Below are 21,437 nucleotides of genomic sequence, written 5' to 3' on the forward strand. Positions count from 1 at the left end.
AAGTATGGCAGATATTAATCGTTCTGACCTAGAAACATTGGTTCGTAAGATTTTATTGGAAGAATTAGCCACTAAAGATGGTGGGAAGAAAGTCAGCAAGGCAGGTGTAGCTTCTATCGCCCTGCCTGGTCTGGATGTTCGTCCAGAAGATCGCTTGGATACAGGTGATGCGAGCCATCAAGTTTATACACGAGACTTGCTGACCTTAGACGAGAGTCCAAGATTGGGCTTGGGTCTGATGACCATGGAAAAGACAACGTTCCCTTGGCATCTGGACTATGATGAAGTGGACTATGTTATTGAAGGGCGTCTTGATATTATCGTTGGTGACGAAGTCATGACAGCTGGCCCTGGCGAAGTACTCTTTATCCCTAAAGGCAGCGACATTCAGTTCTCTGTCAGAGATAAGGCCCGCTTTATCTATGTGACCTATCCGGCTGACTGGCAAGGCTAGTTTGTTGGAGATTTGAACTATCGGATTTACTAGAATGGCAGGACAGCGGCCTGCTGTCCTGCCATTCTGTAATGATGGAAAATAAAAAAACAGATAAAAGATGAGCAACCCTGCGAAAAGTTTATCATCTGTTATCTGCCTCTGCGATTGTTATTTCTGAAGGGAAAGGCCTGTCAAGTATATTTCTTGTAGGCTTAGCTTGGCATTCCTAAAAAAGTTGGTTAGGCTTTTTTGGAGAACGCGGAAAAATCTTCCTTTTTAAAAAACAACCATACTCATTTTAACAGAAAACCTTAGAATAATCTATTCTTTTGACCCAAAAAAAGTTAAAAAAAGGAATCAGAAAGAGGCGAATAGCTATGGTGTTTCTCTTATCTGATTTTCCTATTCCTTAAAATTGTAAGCGCTTCAAAAAATATGTCAGCGAAAGGAGCTGTCTTATGGAAAACAAATGCAATATTACAGAATTTGTCGGTGTTAATCCGATAGGCGATACAATTGGACTTGTCATTGCCAATGTGGATCAGCAGGTGCTGGATGCTATGAAGCTAGAAAAGAGCTATCGCTCAATTGGTGTAGTCGGTGCTCGTACCGGTGCGGGTCCTCATATCATGGCCGCAGATGAAGCGGTCAAAGCAACCAATACAGAAATTGTTAAAATCGAATTACCTCGTGATACTAAGGGTGGTGCTGGACACGGAAGTTTGATCATCTTCGGCGGTGAAGATGTATCAGATGTCAGACGAGCTGTGGAAGTAACCTTGAAGGAAGTGGATCGAACCTTCGGCGATGTTTATGCTAATGATGCAGGGCATATTGAACTTCAGTATACTGCGCGTGCTAGCTATGCTTGTCAGACTGCCTTTGGTGCTGAATACGGTCGTGCTTTTGGCTTGATTGTCGGAGCACCTGCAGCTATTGGTGTTGTTATGGCGGATACAGCTGTCAAGGCTGCCAACGTTACTGTTGTTGGCTATGCTTCTCCAGGAAATGGTGGTACTAGCCACTCAAACGAAGCCATCCTCTTTATCAGTGGGGATTCTGGAGCGGTTAGACAATCAGTTATCTCAGCGCGTGAAGTTGGACTGGCACTTTTAGGTAGTATGGGTGACGAGCCAACCAACTCACAGCCATCTTACATTTAAGAGTGAGAGGGAGGAAACGGTATGAGATCCAAACGTTTTGAAGTATTAAGCGAACGCCCTATCAACCAAGATGGATTTGTAAAAGAATGGGTTGAAGAAGGTTTGGTGGCTATGGAAAGTCCCAATGACCCTAAACCCAGTATCAAAATTCAAAATGGGAAAGTGGTTGAGTTAGACGGCAAACCAAAAGAAGAATTTGACCTGATTGACCAGTTCATTGCCAACTACGGGATTGACTTGAGCCGGGCTGAAGAAGTCATTCAGATGGACTCACGAGAGATTGCCAATAAAATATTGACACCGAATGTACCTCGGACAGAAATTATCAAGCTGACCAAGGCCATGACTCCGGCTAAAATCATTGAAGTAGTCAATCAGATGAATGTCGTGGAAATCATGATGTGTCTGCAAAAGATGCGGACCCGTAAGCAAACAGCTACACAAGCCCACGTTACCAATGTCAATGATAATCCAGTGCAGATTGCAGCAGATGCAGCTGAAGGGGCTCTGCGCGGTTTTGCAGAGCAGGAAACAACGGTTGCCGTAGTGCGTTATGCTCCTTTCAACGCCCTGTCTCTGATGATTGGCTCACAAGTGGGCCGTCCTGGGGTACTGACTCAGTGCTCTTTGGAAGAAGCAACAGAGCTAGAATTTGGTATGCGTGGCTTTACGGCCTATGCTGAGACCATCTCTGTTTATGGTACAGAAGATGTCTTCACCGATGGAGATGATACACCTTGGTCCAAGGCCTTTCTGGCTTCTGCCTATGCCTCTCGTGGACTCAAGATGCGCTTCACTTCCGGTACAGGGTCTGAAGTACAGATGGGACAAGCCGAAGGCAAGTCCATGCTCTATCTGGAAGCTCGCTGTCTTTATGTCACAAAAGCAGCTGGAGTTCAAGGAACTCAGAATGGATCAGTTAGCTGTATCGGTATTCCAGCAGCTGTTCCGAGTGGTATTCGGGCGGTCGTTGCTGAAAACTTGATTGCCAGCATGCTGGATTTGGAATGTGCATCATCAAATGACCAAACCTTTACTCACTCAGACTTACGTCGCTCTGTTCGGACTTTGATGCAGTTTGCGCCAGGTACAGACTTTATCAATTCTGGCTACTCTGCTACACCAAACTATGACAATATGTTTGCCGGATCTAACTGGGATGCGGAAGACTTTGACGACTACAATGTCTTGCAACGTGACCTGCGGGTAGACGGTGGTCTTCGTCCTGTACGTGAAGAGGAAGTTGTAAAGGTTCGGAACAAGGCAGCACGCGTTATGCAAGCTCTTTTCAAGGGCTTGGGTCTGCCGCCGATTACCGACGAAGAAGTCGAAGCAGCGACCTATGCTCATGGCTCTAAAGATATGCCAGAACGGGATAAGGTTGAAGATATCAAGGCTGCTCAAGGTATTCTGGAACGCGGAGTTCAAGGGGCTGATTTGATCAAAGCCTTGGCTAATAATGGCTTCCCAGAAGTTGCCAATGAGCTGCTCAATTTGTTCAAGCAACGTGTAGCAGGGGATTTCCTGCAAACATCTGCTATCTTTGATCGAGATTGGAATGTTATTTCAGCGGTGAATTCACCGAATGACTATGTTGGTGTCGGTACAGGCCATCGTCTGGTCGGCGAAGAATGGGAAAAAGTCAAAGACATTCCTAAAGCGATTGACCCGCGTGATGTATAGGAGGAGCTAAGATGACAGAGATAAATGAAACTTTACTGCGCTCCATTATTGCAGAAGTGATGAAAGAGATGAGCGCCAATACCAACGAAACAGCTGCTAAAACAAGCGAAAAGCCTGCCACAAAGTCTGTGTCCAATGAAAAAGCTGTCATCCGTACAGTTGGTGTGGCTAAGCCTAGCCAGTCAACGGATGAGGTCGTTATTGCAGTTGGACCTGCCTTTGGAGAACAGCAGGTGAAGACGATGGTGGACATTCCTCATACGGAAGTACTGCGTCAGCTGGTGGCTGGTATCGAAGAAGAAGGGCTCAAGGCTCGCATTGTCAAGGTCTATCGTTCTTCTGACGTTGCCTTTGTAGCAGTAGAAGGAGACCACTTGTCTGGTTCTGGCATTTCTATCGGTGTTCAGTCTAAGGGAACAACGGTTATTCACCAACGTGATTTGCCACCGCTCAGTAATCTGGAACTCTTCCCACAGGCACCTTTGTTAACTCCTGAAACCTATCGTTTGATTGGTAAAAATGCTGCTAAGTATGCCAAGGGTGAAACACCAAATCCGGTGCCAACCCTTAACGACCAAATGGCTCGTCCTAAGTACCAGGCATACTCAGCCTTGCTGCATATCAAGGAAACGAAACTGGTTAAAAGAGGAAAACCAGCTGATGAATGTCAGGTGATTTAATGCATATGATGTCTACAAGGAGAAATCAGAATGAGTGAATCAGTAGAAACATTAGTAAAACAAATATTAGCCGAGCTAAGCGACAGCGGCTCAGCTAGTCAAGGAGCAGCCAGTCGTCCTGTCAGTTCTGATGAAGCGACAGCGGCTGATTATCCTATTTCTAAAAAACACCCAGACTGGATAAAGGTTGGTCAGGATAAGAAATTCGAAGATATTACACTGGAAAATATCTTGTCTGGCTATGTGACTGCAGAGGATTTGCGGATTAAGCCGGAGATTTTGATCAAGCAAGGTGAAATTGCTAAGAATGCCGGCCGCGAAGCAATCCAGTATAACTTTTCTCGGGCTGCGGAACTGACCAAGGTTCCGGATGCGCGTGTGCTGGAAATCTACAATGCCCTGCGCCCTTACCGGTCTTCCAAACAGGAATTATTGGACATTGCCAATGAATTGGAAAACCAATATGGAGCTGTTATCTGTGCGGGCTTTGTCAGAGAAGCTGCTGAAAATTATGAGCGCCGCAAGAAGTTGAAAGGCGACAACTAATTTGGTTTTATCAAGGCTATTTTGGGTTGAAAAAAGATTATTATCACTGCTTTTATAAATGCTGCTCAAAATAGCCTAATCTTGGCGGAGGTGAAAATGTGAAACGAATCATTGGAGTAGACATAGGAAATTCTTCGACCGAGTCTGCCTTAGCTGAAGTGCAAGATGATGGAAGCATTCACTTTCTTGCCTCAGCCATTGCGGATACAACAGGCATCAAGGGGACCAAGGAAAATGTCCACGGAATTTATCAATCTCTGAGAAAATTGATGGAGCAAACACCGCTTGAGTTGGGACAAGTTGATTTGATTCGGATCAATGAAGCGACGCCTGTTATCGGTGATGTTGCCATGGAAACCATCACAGAGACAGTCATTACAGAGTCTACCATGATTGGTCATAATCCCCGTACTCCAGGCGGTCTGGGTCTGGGGATTGGACTGACAGTAGATATTCTCGACTTGGTTCATCATCCGATTGATGGGAAATACATCGTGGTAGTGCCGAAGATCATTGATTTTGACTTGGTTGCCCAGCTGATCAATGCCTATTTAGCCAAGGGCTATCAGATTACCGCTGCCATTCTGCAGGCGGATGATGGGGTTCTGGTCAATAACCGCATTAGCCAGAAGATTCCAATCGTGGATGAGATACTTTTTATTGACAAGGTTCCTTTGGGCATGCAAGCTGCTGTTGAAGTGGTGGAGCAGGGGAAGGTGATTTCTCAATTATCCAATCCCTATGGCATTGCGACAGTCTTTGGCTTGAGTGCAGAAGAGACGAAAAGCATCGTTCCCATTGCCCGTGCCCTCATTGGTAACCGCTCGGCTGTCGTAATTAAGACACCAGCAGGTGATGTTCAGGCTCGGACGATTCCAGCAGGCAGTATCCAAATTATCGGCAAGGAGCATACCTTAAAGGTGGATATTTCCAAGGGTGCCGATGAGATTATGGAGAAAATCGTTTACGCTGGCGAGATTAGCAATGTTGTTGGAGAGGCGGGCACCAATGTTGGTGGTATGCTGGAGAAGGTTCGTCAAACCATGGCTGACCTGACCGAGAAAGAGCCTTCCGATATTTATATCCGTGACTTACTGGCCGTCAATACTTTTGCTCCGATTTCTGTGCGCGGTGGTGTGGCTGGAGAATTTTCTATGGAGCAGGCTGTCGGCATTGCCTCTATGGTAAATTCTGACAAGCTACAAATGTCCATCATTGCCCAAGAAGTCGAACGTGAGCTGGGTATCACTGTAGAAATCGGCGGAGCAGAAGCTGAATCAGCTATCCTCGGGGCCCTGACTACACCAGGGACGGATCGCCCTTTAGCGATTTTGGACTTGGGAGCAGGCTCGACAGATGCTTCCATTATTGATAGCAGGGGTCAAATCTTGGCTGTCCATCTAGCCGGTGCCGGTGATATGGTAACCATGCTGATCAATTCGGAGTTGGGACTGGAAAATCATCATCTGGCAGAGGACATCAAACGTTATCCTCTGGCCAAGGTAGAAAGTCTTTTCCATATCCGGCATGAAGACGGCACTGTTCAATTTTTTGACAAGCCGTTGTCTGGAGATTTGTTTGCCAGAGTTGTCATCGTCAAGGAAAATGATGAATTTGTTCCTATTGATGACGGAGACTACTCTATTGAGAAAATCAAACTTGTTCGGCAGTCTGCCAAGGAAAGAGTCTTTGTTACCAATGCGGTGCGAGCTCTCAAGCGTGTCAGCCCTACTCAGAATATTCGAGACATTCCTTTCGTTGTCATCGTAGGTGGCTCAGCTTTGGACTTTGAAATACCTCAGCTAGTGACCGAAGCCCTCTCTCAGCATGCCATTGTAGCTGGTCGAGGCAATGTGCGTGGCTTGGTGGGACCTCGAAATGCAGTAGCGACCGGACTGATTTTGACCTATGTTAGAGAGAAATGGGGGGCTGACTATGGAATTAGCTTATACTAGAAAGCCAACCATTAGGCTGATAGCTACGGACAATGCTCCTGCGGATAAGGTAGCACAAATCGGCTACGGTATCGAAGAGGAAGGTATCCCTTTCAGTCTGGTCTGCCCAGATGAACCTAGCGATCCTGTATCACTAGCGCATGTGGCTGCAACTCAATCCCAGCTTTTAGTAGGGATTGCCTGTGACGGGCGAGATGCCGTTCTTCATTATCGTAACTTGCCACTCGAAAAATTTATCTATCGTATCAAAGATTATTCCGCTATACCGGACCACGTCTTGCGCCTATTTGGCTCAAATGCAGCGCGTTTGGTCAAGGGAGTCCCGTTTAAAAAATCTGACCTGTTAGAAACATCTTTTTGACTTGTTCCGATCGATTCAAAAAGATGGCCGAGCTAACTACTGAAAAGAGGTGAAATGGATGGCTAGAGATAGAGAGAAAGACGAGCTCAGCAGTCCAGAACTATCAAGCTGGGAAGGAAACTCAGAATTTCAGGACATCATCATCCAAAAAGTCCTTGCCAGATGCCAAACCTTACTGGATAAAGAGCCTGTTCTTTTCACAAATATCTATCAGGATGCCTGGGAATTGGTAACAAGGGCCAGACACAAGGCTGAAGAGCTGGGACTAGCCGTCGTGATAACGGTGGTTGATCCAGCAGCACAAGTCGTGATGACCTATCGTATGGAAAATGCCTTGTTAGTGAGTAACGATATGGCTTATAAGAAAGCTTACACAGCTGTTGGCATGAGGATGCAGTCCAAGGATTTAGCACTTTTAACTCAGCCTGGCCAGTGGCTCTATCAGCTGGAAACGATGACTGACAATAAGGTTGTTAGTTTAGCTGGTGGCATTCCTGTTTATTGCCAGTCAGAGATGATTGGCGGTATCGGCGTCAGCGGAGGAAGTTCTGAGGAAGACCAGTCCATTGCTGAGTATGCTGTAGGACTGTAGAGAAGCAATCTAGCAAATTAAATAATATCAGAGGAGAGAATACCGCTTGCAATCCATGCTTTGGAGCTAGGGATTTTCTCCTATTTCACGAGCATATTTCTCTTATACTTTCTTAGACTCTATATTGCGCTGTAGAAGCAATATAGAGGAGAGAGTATAAAGTATTTCGAAATGAAGGAGTATGGAGTATGGAAAAATATCTAGGTGAATTTTTAGGCACCATGGTTCTGATGGTTTTTGGGAATGGAATCGGAGCGTCTATTAGTCTTAATAAGAGTCTTGCAAAAGGTTTCGCTCCCAATTGGTTTACCGTTGTATTTGGCTGGGGCTTGGCAGTGACCTTGGGTGTCTATACGGCAGGATTTTATAATACTGGCGGTCACCTTAACCCAGCTGTCACTATTGCCTTTGCGGTGGGTGGCATCTTCCCTTGGGAACAAGTGGTGGGCTATATCATCGCTCAGATTCTAGGGGCTTTTGTCGGAGCGGCTATTGTAGTGCTCTTCTATTATCCCCATTTCAAACAAACCAAGGCAGAAGAAGGCAACTCAGTTGGCGTATTTGCTACTGGACCAGCCATCCAGAATCCAGCATTTAATTTGCTCAGCGAGATCGTTGCGACTTTCTTCTTCATCTTTGCACTTTTGATGATAACGCACGGCGAAATCACGCCTGGACTCACTCCACTCTTAGTTGGCTTCCTCATTATGGCGGTCGGCTTGTCTTTGGGTTCGACGACAGGTTTTGCCCTCAACCCAGCTCGGGACTTCGGTCCGCGCCTTGCTTATGCCCTCTTGCCAGTTCCGAATAAAGGAGATGCAAACTGGGCTTATGCTTGGGTGCCAATTGTAGGACCGACTATCGGCGCTGTCTTGGCTGTCTTGGCAGTCAATGCTATGTAATATATAAAATAGTAAATAAGCTAGCCGACCAGTTGAAGCTAGCTTATTTATCTAACAAGTAGCAATGGAAAATTTCAGTTTTCAAAAAACGTTATTTGAAAAAATCACTGTTTTCATTGCTCAGGAGAAAAATATGTCTAAAAAAATTTTTGCGATTAATGCGGGCAGTTCGTCATTAAAATTTCAACTGCTCAGTATGCCTGATGAAAGCCTTTTGGTGAAAGGGATTTTTGAAAAGATTGGCTTAAAGGAAGGTATTTTTAAGATTGAATTTGAAGGTCAAAAAGAAAAGGAACTGCTGGCCATCCCTTCACATCAATTTGCCGTGGATTACTTGCTTGACTTTCTTTTGGAGCGGAAGCTGATTGCATCTCTGGACGAGATAGATGGAGTCGGTCATCGCGTAGCCCATGGCGGAGAATCCTTTGATGATTCTGCTTTGATAGACGAGCAAGTTCTCTCTATTATTGAAAAGCTGTCTTTCCTAGCTCCTAGCCATAATCCTGTCAATCTAGTCGGAATTCGAGCTTTTCAAAAGGCGCTGCCAGAGACAGCACAAGTCGCTGTCTTTGATACTGCCTTTCATCAAAGCCTTTCAGAAGCCTATTATCTCTATCCTCTTTCCTGGGAATATTATCATAAATACGGTTTGAGAAAGTATGGTTTCCACGGAACAAGTCACAAGTATATTGCTCAAAAGGTAAAGGAGATTTGGGAAGGGCAAGGAGAAGCTGCGGAGCATTTGAAGATTATCAACTGCCATTTGGGCAATGGTGCTAGTATCTGCGCCATTAAAAATGGTCAGTCTGTCAATACTTCGATGGGATTCACACCCTTGGCTGGTCTGATGATGGGCTCTCGCTCCGGTGACATAGATCCCATGATTCTTCCTTTCCTGCTAGAACAGGAAAAATTATCAGCTCAGCAATTAAGCGATGTCCTCAATAAAGAATCCGGACTGCTGGCTATCTCTCAGATCAGCAATGATTTAAGAGATGTTCTGGAAGCTTGTGACAGAGGCGATGAAAAAGCTAGTCTAGCAGTCAATATGTTTATCAACCGTATCGCTCAGACCATTGCAAGCTACATCACAGATTTAGATGGTCTGGATGCCTTGGTTTTCACTGCTGGAATCGGGGAGAATTCAACCTTGATCCGCAGCTTGGTCGTTCAAAAGCTCAATTGCTTAGGACTTTCTTTGAATCAGGCAGCTAACGAGCAAGGACAGCTCTTTATTCAAAATTCCCAGTCGCAGGCTAAAATTCTCATTCTTCCAACCAACGAAGAATTGATGATTGCCCAAGACACCATGCGCTTACTAGACTTTAACTAGGTCAAAAAGAAGATGAATCGTCTATCAGTTATTCGTATTTGAAAAGACAGAGTAAGACCTCTGCCTTTTCTTTTTTATCCTCGAATATCTTGCTATCTCCCAGTTCTGTAAGCACAGTCTAATGGAGCTTTTTTGATTTTTTCATTCTTGAAAGATATAGGAAAACATGCTATAATGAAAAGAACATTCTAAAAATCAGAAAGATTATTATATAGTAAGGAAAAAAATGGCGAATATTTTAAAGACTATCATTGAAAATGATAAAGGTGAATTAAGAAAATTAGAAAAAATGGCTGACAAGGTCTTGGCTTATGAAGACGAAATGGCAGCTTTGTCTGATGAAGAACTTCAGGCAAAAACAGAAGAATTCAAGAAACGCTATGCTGATGGCGAAACTTTAGATCAGCTCTTATTTGAAGCTTTTGCGGTTGTCCGTGAAGGAGCTAAGCGAGTGTTGGGCCTTTTCCCTTATAAGGTTCAGGTTATGGGAGGGATTGTTCTCCATCATGGTGATGTTCCAGAGATGCGTACCGGTGAAGGAAAAACCTTGACTGCGACAATGCCAGTTTACTTAAATGCCCTTGCAGGTAAAGGAGTACACGTTGTCACAGTCAATGAATATCTGACTGAGCGTGACGCGACCGAAATGGGTGAACTCTACTCTTGGCTAGGCCTTTCTGTCGGTATCAATCTGGCGGCTAAGTCTCCATCTGAGAAGAAAGAAGCATACGCTTGCGACATTACCTATTCAACCAATGCTGAGATCGGCTTTGACTACCTGCGTGATAACATGGTAGTCCGCGCTGAAAACATGGTACAGCGCCCACTCAACTATGCCTTGGTCGATGAGGTGGACTCAATCCTGATTGACGAAGCTCGGACACCGTTGATCGTATCCGGACCGGTTTCTTCAGATACTAACCAGCTTTATCATATGGCTGACCACTATGTCAAATCTCTGGATAAGGACGACTACATCATTGATGTTCAGTCTAAGACGATTGGTCTGTCTGACTCAGGGATTGACAAGGCAGAAAGCTACTTCAAGCTGGACAATCTCTACGATATTGAAAATGTTGCCCTGACTCACTTTATCGACAATGCTCTGCGAGCTAACTACATCATGCTCCTTGACATTGACTATGTGGTCAGTGAAGATCAGGAAATTCTGATTGTCGATCAGTTTACTGGTCGGACAATGGAAGGCCGCCGTTACTCTGACGGTCTCCACCAAGCGATTGAAGCCAAAGAAGGTGTGCCGATTCAGGAAGAAACAAAGACCTCTGCCTCCATTACTTATCAGAACCTCTTCCGTATGTATAAGAAGCTGTCTGGGATGACAGGTACAGCTAAGACGGAGGAAGAAGAGTTCCGCGAAACATACAACATTCGTGTTATTCCGATTCCAACCAACCGTCCGGTAGCTCGTATTGACCATTCTGACCTGCTCTACCCAAGTATTGATTCTAAGTTTAAGGCAGTTGTTCAGGATGTTAAAGAGCGTCATGAAAAAGGCCAGCCAGTTCTGGTTGGTACCGTTGCGGTTGAGACCAGTGACTATATTTCTAAGAAATTGGTAGAAGCTGGGGTTCCTCACGAAGTTCTTAATGCGAAAAATCACTATAAAGAAGCGCAAATTATCATGAATGCTGGACAACGTGGGGCGGTTACTATTGCAACCAATATGGCCGGACGGGGAACTGATATCAAGTTGGGTGAAGGTGTTCGCGAACTGGGCGGTCTCTGTGTTATCGGTACAGAACGCCATGAAAGCCGCCGGATTGACAATCAGCTGCGCGGACGTTCAGGCCGTCAGGGTGATCCAGGTGAGTCACAGTTCTACCTGTCACTGGAAGATGAGCTGATGCGTCGCTTTGGCTCAGAGCGCATTAAAGCCCTCTTGGATCGGATGAACCTTAGTGACGAAGATTCTGTTATCAAGTCTGGCATGCTGACCCGTCAGGTAGAGGCAGCTCAGAAGCGTGTCGAAGGAAATAACTACGATACGCGGAAACAAGTCTTGCAGTATGATGACGTGATGCGTGAGCAGCGGGAAATTATCTATGCTGAGCGCCACGATGTCATTACTGCTGACCGTGACCTCAGTCCTGAAATCCATGCTATGATTAAACGGACGATTAACCGTATCGTTGATGGCAGCAGCCACTCTGATCAGGATGATAAGATTGAAGCGATTTTAAACTTTGCTAAGTATAACTTGGTTTCAGAAGATTCTATTTCTGACAGCGATTTGGAAGGCAAATCTGACCAAGAAATCAAAGATTATCTGTTTGAACGTGCATTGGAAGTCTATGACAGTCAGATTGCTAAGCTGCGAGACGAAGAAGCTGTGCGTGAATTCCAGAAGGTCTTGATTCTGCGCGTGGTGGACAGCAAGTGGACTGACCATATCGACGCCCTTGACCAGCTGCGAAATGCTGTTGGACTGCGCGGTTATGCACAAAATAACCCAGTTGTCGAATATCAAGCAGAAAGCTTCCGTATGTTCAACGACATGATTGGCTCCATTGAATTCGATGTGACTCGTCTGATGATGAAAGCGCAGATTCATGAGCAAGAGCGCCCTCGGACCGAGCGGGCTATCAGTACCACAGCTACCCGCAATATCTCTGCCAAGGCGCCAAATATGCCTGAGAATGTAAACCTGTCTAATGTAAAGAGAAATGACCCTTGTCCATGTGGCTCTGGCAAGAAGTTCAAGAACTGTCACGGCCGTAAAAAGTAAGTATAAAAGAAGGAGAATAGATGACCTTTAAAGCAACCAGTCAACCCATTGATGTGGCAGAAGTTCGCCAACTTGCTAAGCTAGAAGGCGACATGCTCGCTCGCAAGGAAAAGCGTGACCGAGAGTTAGAAGCAATTCTGCGTGGTCAGGATGACCGCATTCTCTTGGTTATCGGTCCCTGCTCTTCAGATAATGAAGAAGCGGTGCTGGAGTATGCCAAGCGTCTATCTGCTCTTCAAGAAGAAGTAAAAGATCGCATCTTTATGGTCATGCGTGTTTATACTGCCAAGCCTCGGACGAATGGAGATGGTTATAAAGGACTTATTCATCAGCCTAATGCGACGGCCGCTCCTAGTCTGATTAACGGCATTAAGGCAGTCCGCAATCTGCACTATCGGGTTATTTCTGAGACAGGCATGACCACGGCTGATGAGATGCTCTATCCAGAAAATCTGCCTCTGGTAGATGATTTGATTTCTTACATGGCTGTAGGAGCTCGCTCGGTCGAAGACCAGCAGCACCGCTTTGTAGCTAGTGGAGCGGATCTACCGACTGGCTTGAAAAATCCGACTTCTGGCAATCTCAATGTCATGTTTAACGGTATCTATGCAGCTCAGAACAAGCAGAGTTTCCTATTCGCTGGTAAGGAAGTAGAAACATCTGGCAATCCCTTGGCGCATGCCATCTTGCGCGGTGCTCTGAATGAATACGGCAAGAATATTCCCAATTACTATTATGATAACCTGCTGGATACCATTGCCCAGTATGAAAAAATGGGCTTAGAAAATCCCTTTATCATCATTGATACCAATCATGATAACTCTGGTAAGCAGTATCTGGAACAGGTGCGTATCGTTCGCCAGACTCTGATTAACCGGGACTGGAATGAAAAGATTAAGGCTACAGTACGTGGCTTTATGATCGAGTCTTATCTGGAAGATGGCCGTCAGGACGAGCCAGAAGTCTTTGGTAAGTCCATTACTGACCCTTGTCTGGGCTGGGCTAATACAGAACAGCTAGTTCGTGAAATTTATGATACATTAGGAAAATAGTATGGCATTTATTGAAAAAGGTCAGAAGATTGACATTGAGCAGATTAAGTCCAGAACCAGACTGACTGGTCAGGCCTTGGCTCATAAAAACAAGCGAGACCAAGAACTAGCTGAGATTCTTAGTGGAGAAGACGAGCGTATTCTCTTGGTGATTGGCCCTTGCTCATCGGACAATGAAGAGGCTGTGCTGGAGTATGCCCGCCGTTTGTCAGAGCTGCAGAAGAAGGTCGCGGATAAGATTTTTATCGTCATGCGGGTCTATACTGCTAAGCCGCGGACCAATGGGGATGGCTATAAGGGCTTGGTTCATCAACCGGATACTTCTAAAGCACCTAGCCTTATCAATGGTTTGCAGGCAGTTCGTCAGCTGCACTATCGCGTCATTACAGAGACTGGTCTGACGACGGCTGATGAGATGCTCTATCCGTCCAATCTTGTGTTGGTAGACGACTTGGTTAGCTATCATGCTGTGGGTGCCCGCTCAGTCGAAGACCAGGAGCACCGTTTTGTGGCGTCGGGTATTGACGCTCCGGTCGGCATGAAAAATCCAACTTCTGGCAATCTTGGTGTTATGTTTAATGCTGTCTATGCGGCACAAAATAAGCAGACTTTCCTTTTTCACGGCCAGGAAGTAGAAACCTCTGGGAATCCTTTGGCTCACGTTATTCTGCGTGGGGCGACCAATGAATACGGTAAGAACATTCCAAATTTCTACTATGAAAATATGCTGGATGCCATTTTCTACTATGAAAAGATGGGCTTGGAGAATCCTTTCATCGTCATCGATACCAATCACGATAACTCTGGCAAGCAGTATCTGGAACAGATTAGGATTGTGCGTCAGACCTTGCTGAATCGGGATTGGAACGAAAATATTAAGAGAGCGGTTCGTGGTTTTATGATTGAGTCTTATCTGGAGGATGGCCGGCAAAATGAGCCGGAAGTCTTTGGTAAATCCATCACCGATCCTTGCCTGGGCTGGGACAATACTGTTCAGCTCATTGAAGAAATTTACAACACTTTAGATAAATAAGGAAAATTGAAAGGGACAGTCTTGACCTGTAAAGAGGACTAACTGTCGGGTGAAGACGAACTCAGCTGGCGGCCCAGCTGAGTTTTGTCGCCTTTCCAGAGAATGATATGATAAAAGGACACGGAATTGATATAGAAGAGTTGGCTGCCATTGAGCGAGCCTATCTGAAAAATGCCCGCTTTGTAAGGAAGGTGCTGACCGAGGCGGAGCTTTCTCGTTTTGAGGAGTTATCCGGCAAGCGGAAAATCGAATTTCTGGCTGGCCGTTGGGCTGCCAAGGAGGCATTTTCTAAAGCTTGGGGAACCGGCATTGGTAAGCTCAGGTTTCAGGACTTGGAGATTTTAAACGACCGTCAGGGAGCGCCTTATTTCAGTCGTTCACCTTTTACTGGCAAGGTTTGGATTTCGCTCAGCCATGCTGCTGGCTTAGTTACAGCCAGCGTAATTTTGGAGGAAAATGATGAAAGCTAGTCTGCATAGACCCAGCAAGGCAGTGATTGATTTAGCTGCCATTGCTTTTAATATTAGACAACTGAGTGCCCGTCTGCCTCAGACGACAGAGAAGTGGGCTGTCGTTAAAGCCAATGCTTATGGCCACGGATCTATTGAGGTTTCTAAGCACATTGACCCCCTCGTAGATGGATTTTGTGTGTCTAATATTGATGAAGCCTTGGAGCTGCTCTCAGCTGGTATTGGAAAAAAAATTCTGGTGCTAGGAGTGTCAGATTTGGCTGCGCTTCCGCTGGCTAGAAATGAAAAGGTATCTCTGACCGTAGCCAGTTTAGAATGGCTGGATCTAGCTTTAGATGCTGAAGAAGACTTGACTGGATTGAATTTTCATATCAAGATTGACTCTGGTATGGGGCGGATTGGTTTTCGAGATAGTCAGGAAGCTCAGGAGGCAATCCATCGCTTGCAGGCTGCTGGGGCTGTCGCGGAGGGAATTTTTACCCACTTTGCAACGGCAGATGAAGCGGAGCACCAAAAGTTTGAAGCCCAGCTGACTCGTTTTCATCAGATTTTATCTGAGCTGGACAATGTACCTCCTCTCGTTCACGCTAGTAATTCCGCCACCTCTCTCTGGCACAGCGAGACCGTTCTAAATGCAGTTCGGCTCGGTGATATCATCTATGGTCTCAACCCCAGCGGAAGAGTCTTGGAACTTCCTTATGAATTCAAGCCAGCTCTGTCGCTGGTCTCAGAATTGGTGCATGTCAAGGAAGTAGAGGCTGGAGCAGATGTTGGCTATGGAGCTACCTACACCAGCAAGTCTCAAGAGTGGATTGGTACCATTCCTTTGGGTTATGCGGATGGCTGGACACGCGATATGCAGGGCTTTGATGTCTTGATTGATGGTCAGCGTTGCCCTATTGTTGGCCGCGTTTCCATGGACCAGATTACAGTGCGCCTGCCTCAGGCTTATCCCCTTGGCACGTCTGTTGTGTTGATTGGAAATAGCGGAGCGGAGACCATTGCGGCGACAGATGTGGCAGAAAAGCGTGGCACCATTAACTATGAGGTGGTCTGCTTGATTAGCGACCGTGTACCGAGGGTCTATAAAGACTAAGAAGATTAATGCAGGGAAACACTTGGAGTATTTGATAATGTTCTAGCCTGGCCCCCCTGTCTGTGATGTCAGCACCGCAGCAGTATCAGAACTGAAAGAGGAATTATGAATTTACACCAACCTTTGACGGTTCTGCCTGGTGTGGGACCGAAATCAGCAGAAAAATTTGCCAAGCTGGGTCTAGAAACCTTGCAGGATTTGCTGCTTTATTTTCCTTTTCGTTATGAGGATTTTAAGAGTAAGAATGTCCTAGACTTGGAGGATGGGGAAAAGGCGGTTGTTTCTGGTCAGGTCGTGACCCCAGCCAATGTCCAGTATTATGGCTACAAACGCAATCGCCTGCGCTTTACCATCAAGCAGGGAGAAGTCGCTCTGGCAGTTAATTTCTTTAACCAGCCTTATCTGGCGGACAAGATTGAAGTGGGAGCTAATTTAGCCGTCTTTGGCAAGTGGGACAAAGCCAAGGCTAGTCTGACTGGCATGAAACTTATGGCTCAGGTAGAGGACGACTTGCAGCCTGTCTATCGGCTGGCTCAGGGAATTAGTCAGGCCAGTCTGGTCAAGCTGATTAAGACTGCCTTTGACCAAGGATTGGAATTGCTCTTAGAGGAAAATGTGCCCCAGTCTCTGCTGGAACGCTACCAGCTGGTGAGCAGAGTGGAGGCTGTGCGAGCCATGCATTTTCCAAAGGACTTGGGTGATTACAAGCAGGCTCTTCGGCGGGTCAAATTTGAAGAACTCTTTTATTTTCAAATGCAGCTGCAGGTGCTAAAGAGAGAAACCAAGGCTGTCAGCAATGGATTGAAGATTGATTGGCAGTCGGATGCTGTAGCCGAGAAAAAGAAGAGCTTGCCTTTTGAGCTGACTTCAGCTCAGGAGCGCAGTCTGACAGAGATTTTGCAGGATTTGCGGTCGCCTGGACACATGAATCGCCTGCTGCAGGGCGATGTGGGAAGCGGAAAGACAGTAGTCGCTGGTTTGGCTATGTATGCTGTTTATACAGCTGGCTTTCAGTCAGCTCTGATGGTTCCAACAGAAATTTTGGCTGAGCAGCATTTTGACAGCCTATCTCAGATATTTCCAGAACTGAAGCTGGCCCTGCTTACTGGGGGAAGGAAAGCAGCTGAACGCCGGGAAACCTTGGCAGCGATTGAAAAGGGTCAGGTGGACATGATTGTCGGAACCCATGCCCTGATTCAGGAAGGAGTCCGTTACCATGCGTTGGGCTTGGTCATTATTGACGAGCAGCATCGCTTTGGGGTGGAGCAGCGCCGGATTTTACGGGAAAAGGGAGACAATCCTGATGTCCTCATGATGACGGCGACGCCTATTCCCAGAACCCTTGCTATCACAGCATTTGGTGATATGGATGTGTCCATTATTGACCAGATGCCGGCGGGACGCAAACCTATCATCACCCGCTGGGTCAAGCATGAGCAGTTGGAAGTCGTCCTCGACTGGCTGAAAAAAGAGCTCCACAAGGGTGCTCAGGTCTATTTTATTTCTCCCTTGATTGAGGAGTCTGAGGCGCTGGATCTTAAGAATGCCATTGCCCTAGAAGAAGAACTGACAGCCTATTTTGGTCGGCAGGCCCAAGTGGCTCTGCTTCATGGCAAGATGAAGAGCGAGGAAAAAGAGACGATTATGCAGGACTTCAAGGAAGGACGGACTGATATTCTGGTCTCTACCACGGTCATTGAGGTCGGAGTCAACGTCCCCAATGCTACGGTGATGGTCATTATGGATGCGGACCGCTTCGGACTCAGCCAGCTTCATCAGCTGAGAGGCCGTGTCGGCCGAGGCAGCAAGCAGTCTTATGCGGTCTTGGTTGCCAATCCTAAGACGGAGTCGGGCAAGCGCCGCATGAAAATCATGACTGAGACGACCGATGGTTTCCTGCTGGCTGAGGAGGATTTGAAAATGCGAGGCTCTGGAGAAATCTTTGGCACTCGGCAGTCTGGTATTCCTGAGTTTCAAGTGGCAGACATCGTAGAAGATTATCCGATTTTAGAAGAAGCCAGAAAGGTTGCCAGTCAGATTACAGCTGATCCGAACTGGCGGACAGATCCTAGTTGGCACTTGATTGCTCTTCATTTGGACAAGCGAGATTACCTAGATTAAGAGTTCTTTGGATTAAGTTTCCTGCAAGTTATTTATAAGTAGGCTTTAAGTTTGAGGGATTATACTATTGTCAAATCAAAGAAAGAGGTAGGACCAATGACAATGTAAACATCCCTTAAAATCCTGTAACCAAAGCTTGAAGACTAGAAGACTTGCGAGGTATGAGCCACTCAAAGAAGCAGAATAATTTAGAATTTTTTCATCATAGATCTCCTAACAAATCATAAGCTTCACCCAATCGGTGAAGTTTTTTTGTATGTGGCAGAAAAGACTTGTTCGTTTCAAATAGTAGATAAGGATTGCTGCTGGACTTCTTTGACTATAAGCTTTCCCTAAGAAATCTATAAGAGATTCTTAAGTTTAGGGCTGTATCCTTATATCCAAGTAAGAACAAAAAGATTAAGTGTCAAACTTGAGGTCAAACGCTCCAAGGGTTTCGTTTTTGCTCTTAAAGAATGAATGATAAGCGAGGTAAAAACTATGAAAGTTACAATCAAAGTCCACTATCCGAAGACATTTAAGCAAGCTCAGAAAATGGAGGTGACCTATGGTAAGTGATTATATTTTTGAAATTCTAGAGTCTCTGTTTGAGGTTATCTTCTAAGATCAGCGATTCAATGAATTTGCCCAGTTTTAGAATATGAAAGAGTCAAAAAGTGCTAAGCAACCTTAGCACTTTTTGATTTAAAGAAAATAAATAGGAACTTTTTCTCTCAGCCTTCCATATAATCCCGGAGTTCTTGGTCTTTGAGTCCAGCATTCAGGGCGATGAGCAGTTTGATTCTGGCTTTTTGAGCATTGAGCTCTTTGACGAAGAAGATACCAGCCTGGTGCAGCTGAACGCCGCCGCCTTCATAAGCATAGACTGGCTCAGCGATCCCGTTAAAGCAGCGAGAGACCAGAGCAATTGGCAGTCCGGCTGCTATCATATCAGCCAGTTTTTCAGCCACTTCCTTGGGAAGATTGCCAGCACCGAATGCCTCTATGATGAGGCCATCTATCTTGTCTAAATCCAGCATATCCAGAAGCTCTGTCTTCATACCTGCATAAGCTGGAATGATGGGCACTAGACCAGAGATGCTGTTCAAGTCAAAGCGGACTCGAGGCTCCGCTGTCTTAAAATAGAGAATCTCCTGTTTCATAATCAAGCCGAGCGGTCCGTGAGTAGGCGTTTGGAAGGTGCTGACATTGGTCGTGTGGGTCTTGGTCACATACTTGGCAGCATGTGCCTCGTCATTCATAACGACAAGCACGCCTTTATCACAGGCTTTTTCATCACTAGCCACCCGCAGGGCTGTCAGGTAGTTATAGACTCCGTCGCTCCCCAGCTCATTGGAACTGCGCATAGCCCCGGTCAGAACGACCGGAATCTTCGGCAGCTGCATAGTATCCAGAAAGTAAGCCGTCTCTTCTAAAGTGTCCGTCCCATGAGTAATGACCACTCCGTCAAATTGGTTAGCACTGGCTTTGATTTTCTGGTAGAGCTTGAGCATATGCTGGGGCGTGATATGGGGACTGGGAATGTTAAAAAAGTCAATGACTTCTGTCTCAATCCCTTCAAGCGGAACTGTCACATGGTTCATGGGGTTATCAGCATTGGTAACGACAGCCCCAGAGCCGTCAGCCTGCATGGAAATGGTTCCTCCTGTGTGCAGGACCAAGATTTTCTTTGTCATAAATCTTTTTTCTCCTTGTAGTTATGATGCAGATTTGAAAGCTTACATTCTGTTTTCATAGAGTTTTCAATCCTGTTGCATAGATATTACTCCAGCTTTTCTTTTCTGCAATTCATGTGATTGTATGTCATTTTTGTGTTATAATTTATTGTATCATAAAAGGAAAGAATGAGAAAATCAATGGAAGTAAAGGCCGTCTTTTTTGATATTGATGGGACACTGGTCAATGACAGTCGAACGGTTTTGAAATCTACAGAAAAGGCTATTCAGAGTTTAAAGGAGCAAGGAATATTAGTCGGTTTGGCAACCGGCCGCGGTCCTTTCTTTGTCAAACCTTTTATGGAGCAATTGGACTTAGATTTTGCTGTGACCTATAATGGCCAGTACATTTTTTCAAGAGACAGAGTGATTTCTGCCAGTCCCATTGACAAGCAGAGTTTGCGGGATTTGATCGCCTATGCTAAGAAGCATCGGAAAGAAATTTCCTTGGGGACGGCTGAGGCTATGCTGGGCTCCAAGATTATGTCCTTCGGCATGAGCCCTTTCTCCCAGTGGACTAGCCGCTTCATCCCTAAGCGAATGGCGCGAACAGTCAGTCATGGATTTAATAAGGTTATCAGTAAGGCCTTACCACAGCATGAAAAGGATCTCCTGCAGTTGATACAGGAGCCAATTTACCAAGCATTGATTTTGGCAAGCCCAGAAGAAAGCCGTAAGATTGAAGCAGACTTCCCTGATTTGAAATTTACCCGCAGCAGCCCCTATGCGGTCGATATTATCAATAAAGACACGTCTAAGCTAGAGGGAATTCGCCGAGTCGGCAAGGAATACGGCTTTGACATTCATCAGGTCATGGCCTTCGGCGACTCTGACAATGACTTGGAAATGCTATCGGGAGTTGGCCTATCCATTGCTATGGGAAATGGGACCAGCTCGGTCAAGGAAGTGGCCAAGCATACAACTAGCAGCAATAGTCAGGATGGGATTCATAAGGCTCTGGAGCATTTTGGTATCCTAGCGAGGGAAAAGGTCTTTACCAGCAGCGACCATCACTTTAATAAGGTTAAAGAGTTCCATAGTGTCATGGATGAAAGCACTCAGGAAGAGCCTATTGCCTGGATGCCTCAGGACGCTCGCTATCGGGCAGGCTTCAAACTGGAAGAGCTGGTAGAGTTTCTGCGAGCAGCTAGTAACTCAGAGGAAGACTTTAACAGTTCTGTAGCCTATCTCCATCAAGCGCTTGACAAGGCTGCTGACAAGGTTCGCTCTAAGAGTCAGGCTGAGGTTTCTCTAGTCGGTCAGGTAGATGCCTTGATTGATACTCTTTATTTTACTTATGGCAGTTTTGTCCTGATGGGAGTAGATCCAGAGCAGCTGTTCGATATTGTCCATCGGGCTAATATGGGCAAAATTTTCCCAGACGGGAAAGCTCACTTTGACCCCGTCACCCATAAAATTCTCAAACCAGATGACTGGGAAGAAAAATACGCTCCCGAAGGAGCTATCAAAGAAGAACTGGAACGACAGATTCAGGCCTACCAGCATAGCATAGAGCAGAAAGAACAAAACTAGAGCAGTCATCTGCTCTAGTT

At 45.8% G+C, this 21,437-nt stretch carries 17 protein-coding genes and 1 pseudogene; 17 read left to right on the top strand and 1 reads right to left on the bottom strand.

All coding sequences use genetic code 11. The features are described from left to right. Window positions 1-4 precede the first annotated feature (4 nt). From RYK49_RS01840 to recG, 16 genes and pseudogenes are all read left to right on the top strand, one after another. Window positions 5-454: a cupin domain-containing protein gene (locus RYK49_RS01840; RefSeq protein WP_002896350.1), complete on the top strand. Its 450-nt coding sequence runs from the start codon at window positions 5-7 to the stop codon at window positions 452-454. A 434-nt stretch (window positions 455-888) separates the two neighbouring features. Continuing rightward, a pseudogene (gene pduB / locus RYK49_RS01845) lies at window positions 889-1,599 on the top strand (propanediol utilization microcompartment protein PduB); the annotation flags it as partial. Window positions 1,600-1,620: 21 nt separating this feature from the next. Next, window positions 1,621-3,282: a propanediol/glycerol family dehydratase large subunit gene (locus RYK49_RS01850; RefSeq protein WP_002896348.1), complete on the top strand. Its 1,662-nt coding sequence runs from the start codon at window positions 1,621-1,623 to the stop codon at window positions 3,280-3,282. Window positions 3,283-3,293: 11 nt separating this feature from the next. Further along, on the top strand, window positions 3,294-3,962 hold the full coding sequence (locus tag RYK49_RS01855; protein WP_314830406.1) for a propanediol/glycerol family dehydratase medium subunit: 669 nt from the start codon (window positions 3,294-3,296) through the stop codon (window positions 3,960-3,962). A 30-nt stretch (window positions 3,963-3,992) separates the two neighbouring features. Continuing rightward, on the top strand, window positions 3,993-4,508 hold the full coding sequence (locus RYK49_RS01860; RefSeq protein WP_314364418.1) for a diol dehydratase small subunit: 516 nt from the start codon (window positions 3,993-3,995) through the stop codon (window positions 4,506-4,508). A 98-nt stretch (window positions 4,509-4,606) separates the two neighbouring features. Continuing rightward, window positions 4,607-6,463, top strand: a complete 1,857-nt coding sequence (locus RYK49_RS01865; protein ID WP_061592158.1) for a diol dehydratase reactivase subunit alpha — start codon at window positions 4,607-4,609, stop codon at window positions 6,461-6,463. Then, entirely contained in the window at window positions 6,444-6,824 is a 381-nt protein-coding gene (locus RYK49_RS01870; protein WP_314864675.1) for a glycerol dehydratase reactivase beta/small subunit family protein, read from the top strand. The genes RYK49_RS01865 and RYK49_RS01870 overlap by 20 nt, the downstream gene beginning before the upstream one ends. Before the next feature lie 58 nt (window positions 6,825-6,882). Beyond that, complete coding sequence (locus RYK49_RS01875; protein WP_048774151.1) at window positions 6,883-7,416, top strand: heme-binding protein; 534 nt, start codon at window positions 6,883-6,885, stop codon at window positions 7,414-7,416. Window positions 7,417-7,604: 188 nt separating this feature from the next. Beyond that, window positions 7,605-8,318, top strand: a complete 714-nt coding sequence (locus tag RYK49_RS01880) for an MIP/aquaporin family protein (protein ID WP_002910465.1) — start codon at window positions 7,605-7,607, stop codon at window positions 8,316-8,318. Window positions 8,319-8,451: 133 nt separating this feature from the next. Next, window positions 8,452-9,651, top strand: a complete 1,200-nt coding sequence (locus RYK49_RS01885; RefSeq protein ID WP_314830409.1) for an acetate kinase — start codon at window positions 8,452-8,454, stop codon at window positions 9,649-9,651. Between the two features lie 226 nt (window positions 9,652-9,877). After that, entirely contained in the window at window positions 9,878-12,397 is a 2,520-nt protein-coding gene (gene secA, locus RYK49_RS01890; protein ID WP_314830410.1) for a preprotein translocase subunit SecA, read from the top strand. Window positions 12,398-12,417: 20 nt separating this feature from the next. After that, window positions 12,418-13,449 (top strand): 3-deoxy-7-phosphoheptulonate synthase, encoded by a 1,032-nt coding sequence (locus RYK49_RS01895; RefSeq protein WP_002901054.1) that lies wholly within the window; start codon window positions 12,418-12,420, stop codon window positions 13,447-13,449. Between the two features lies 1 nt (window position 13,450). Then, on the top strand, window positions 13,451-14,482 hold the full coding sequence (locus tag RYK49_RS01900) for a 3-deoxy-7-phosphoheptulonate synthase (RefSeq protein WP_314830411.1): 1,032 nt from the start codon (window positions 13,451-13,453) through the stop codon (window positions 14,480-14,482). 107 nt (window positions 14,483-14,589) lie between these two features. Continuing rightward, entirely contained in the window at window positions 14,590-14,952 is a 363-nt protein-coding gene (acpS, locus tag RYK49_RS01905) for a holo-ACP synthase (RefSeq protein WP_314830412.1), read from the top strand. Continuing rightward, window positions 14,942-16,048 (top strand): alanine racemase, encoded by a 1,107-nt coding sequence (alr, locus tag RYK49_RS01910; RefSeq protein WP_314830423.1) that lies wholly within the window; start codon window positions 14,942-14,944, stop codon window positions 16,046-16,048. The genes acpS and alr overlap by 11 nt, the downstream gene beginning before the upstream one ends. A 105-nt stretch (window positions 16,049-16,153) precedes the next feature. Continuing rightward, the gene (gene recG, locus RYK49_RS01915) at window positions 16,154-18,169 is read left to right on the top strand and encodes an ATP-dependent DNA helicase RecG (RefSeq protein ID WP_314830413.1); all 2,016 of its coding nucleotides are present in this window, start codon (window positions 16,154-16,156) and stop codon (window positions 18,167-18,169) included. 713 nt (window positions 18,170-18,882) lie between these two features. Here the strand turns inward: recG and RYK49_RS01920 are convergent. Then, window positions 18,883-19,845, bottom strand: a complete 963-nt coding sequence (locus tag RYK49_RS01920) for an asparaginase (protein ID WP_314864678.1) — start codon at window positions 19,843-19,845, stop codon at window positions 18,883-18,885. 180 nt (window positions 19,846-20,025) lie between these two features. Between RYK49_RS01920 and RYK49_RS01925 the strand changes: the two genes are divergently transcribed. Beyond that, complete coding sequence (locus tag RYK49_RS01925) at window positions 20,026-21,417, top strand: Cof-type HAD-IIB family hydrolase (RefSeq protein WP_314864722.1); 1,392 nt, start codon at window positions 20,026-20,028, stop codon at window positions 21,415-21,417. The last annotated feature ends 20 nt before the right edge of the window (window positions 21,418-21,437 follow it).

It is taken from the genome of uncultured Streptococcus sp. (genome assembly GCF_963525625.1).
In the GTDB taxonomy this organism is placed as follows: domain Bacteria; phylum Bacillota; class Bacilli; order Lactobacillales; family Streptococcaceae; genus Streptococcus.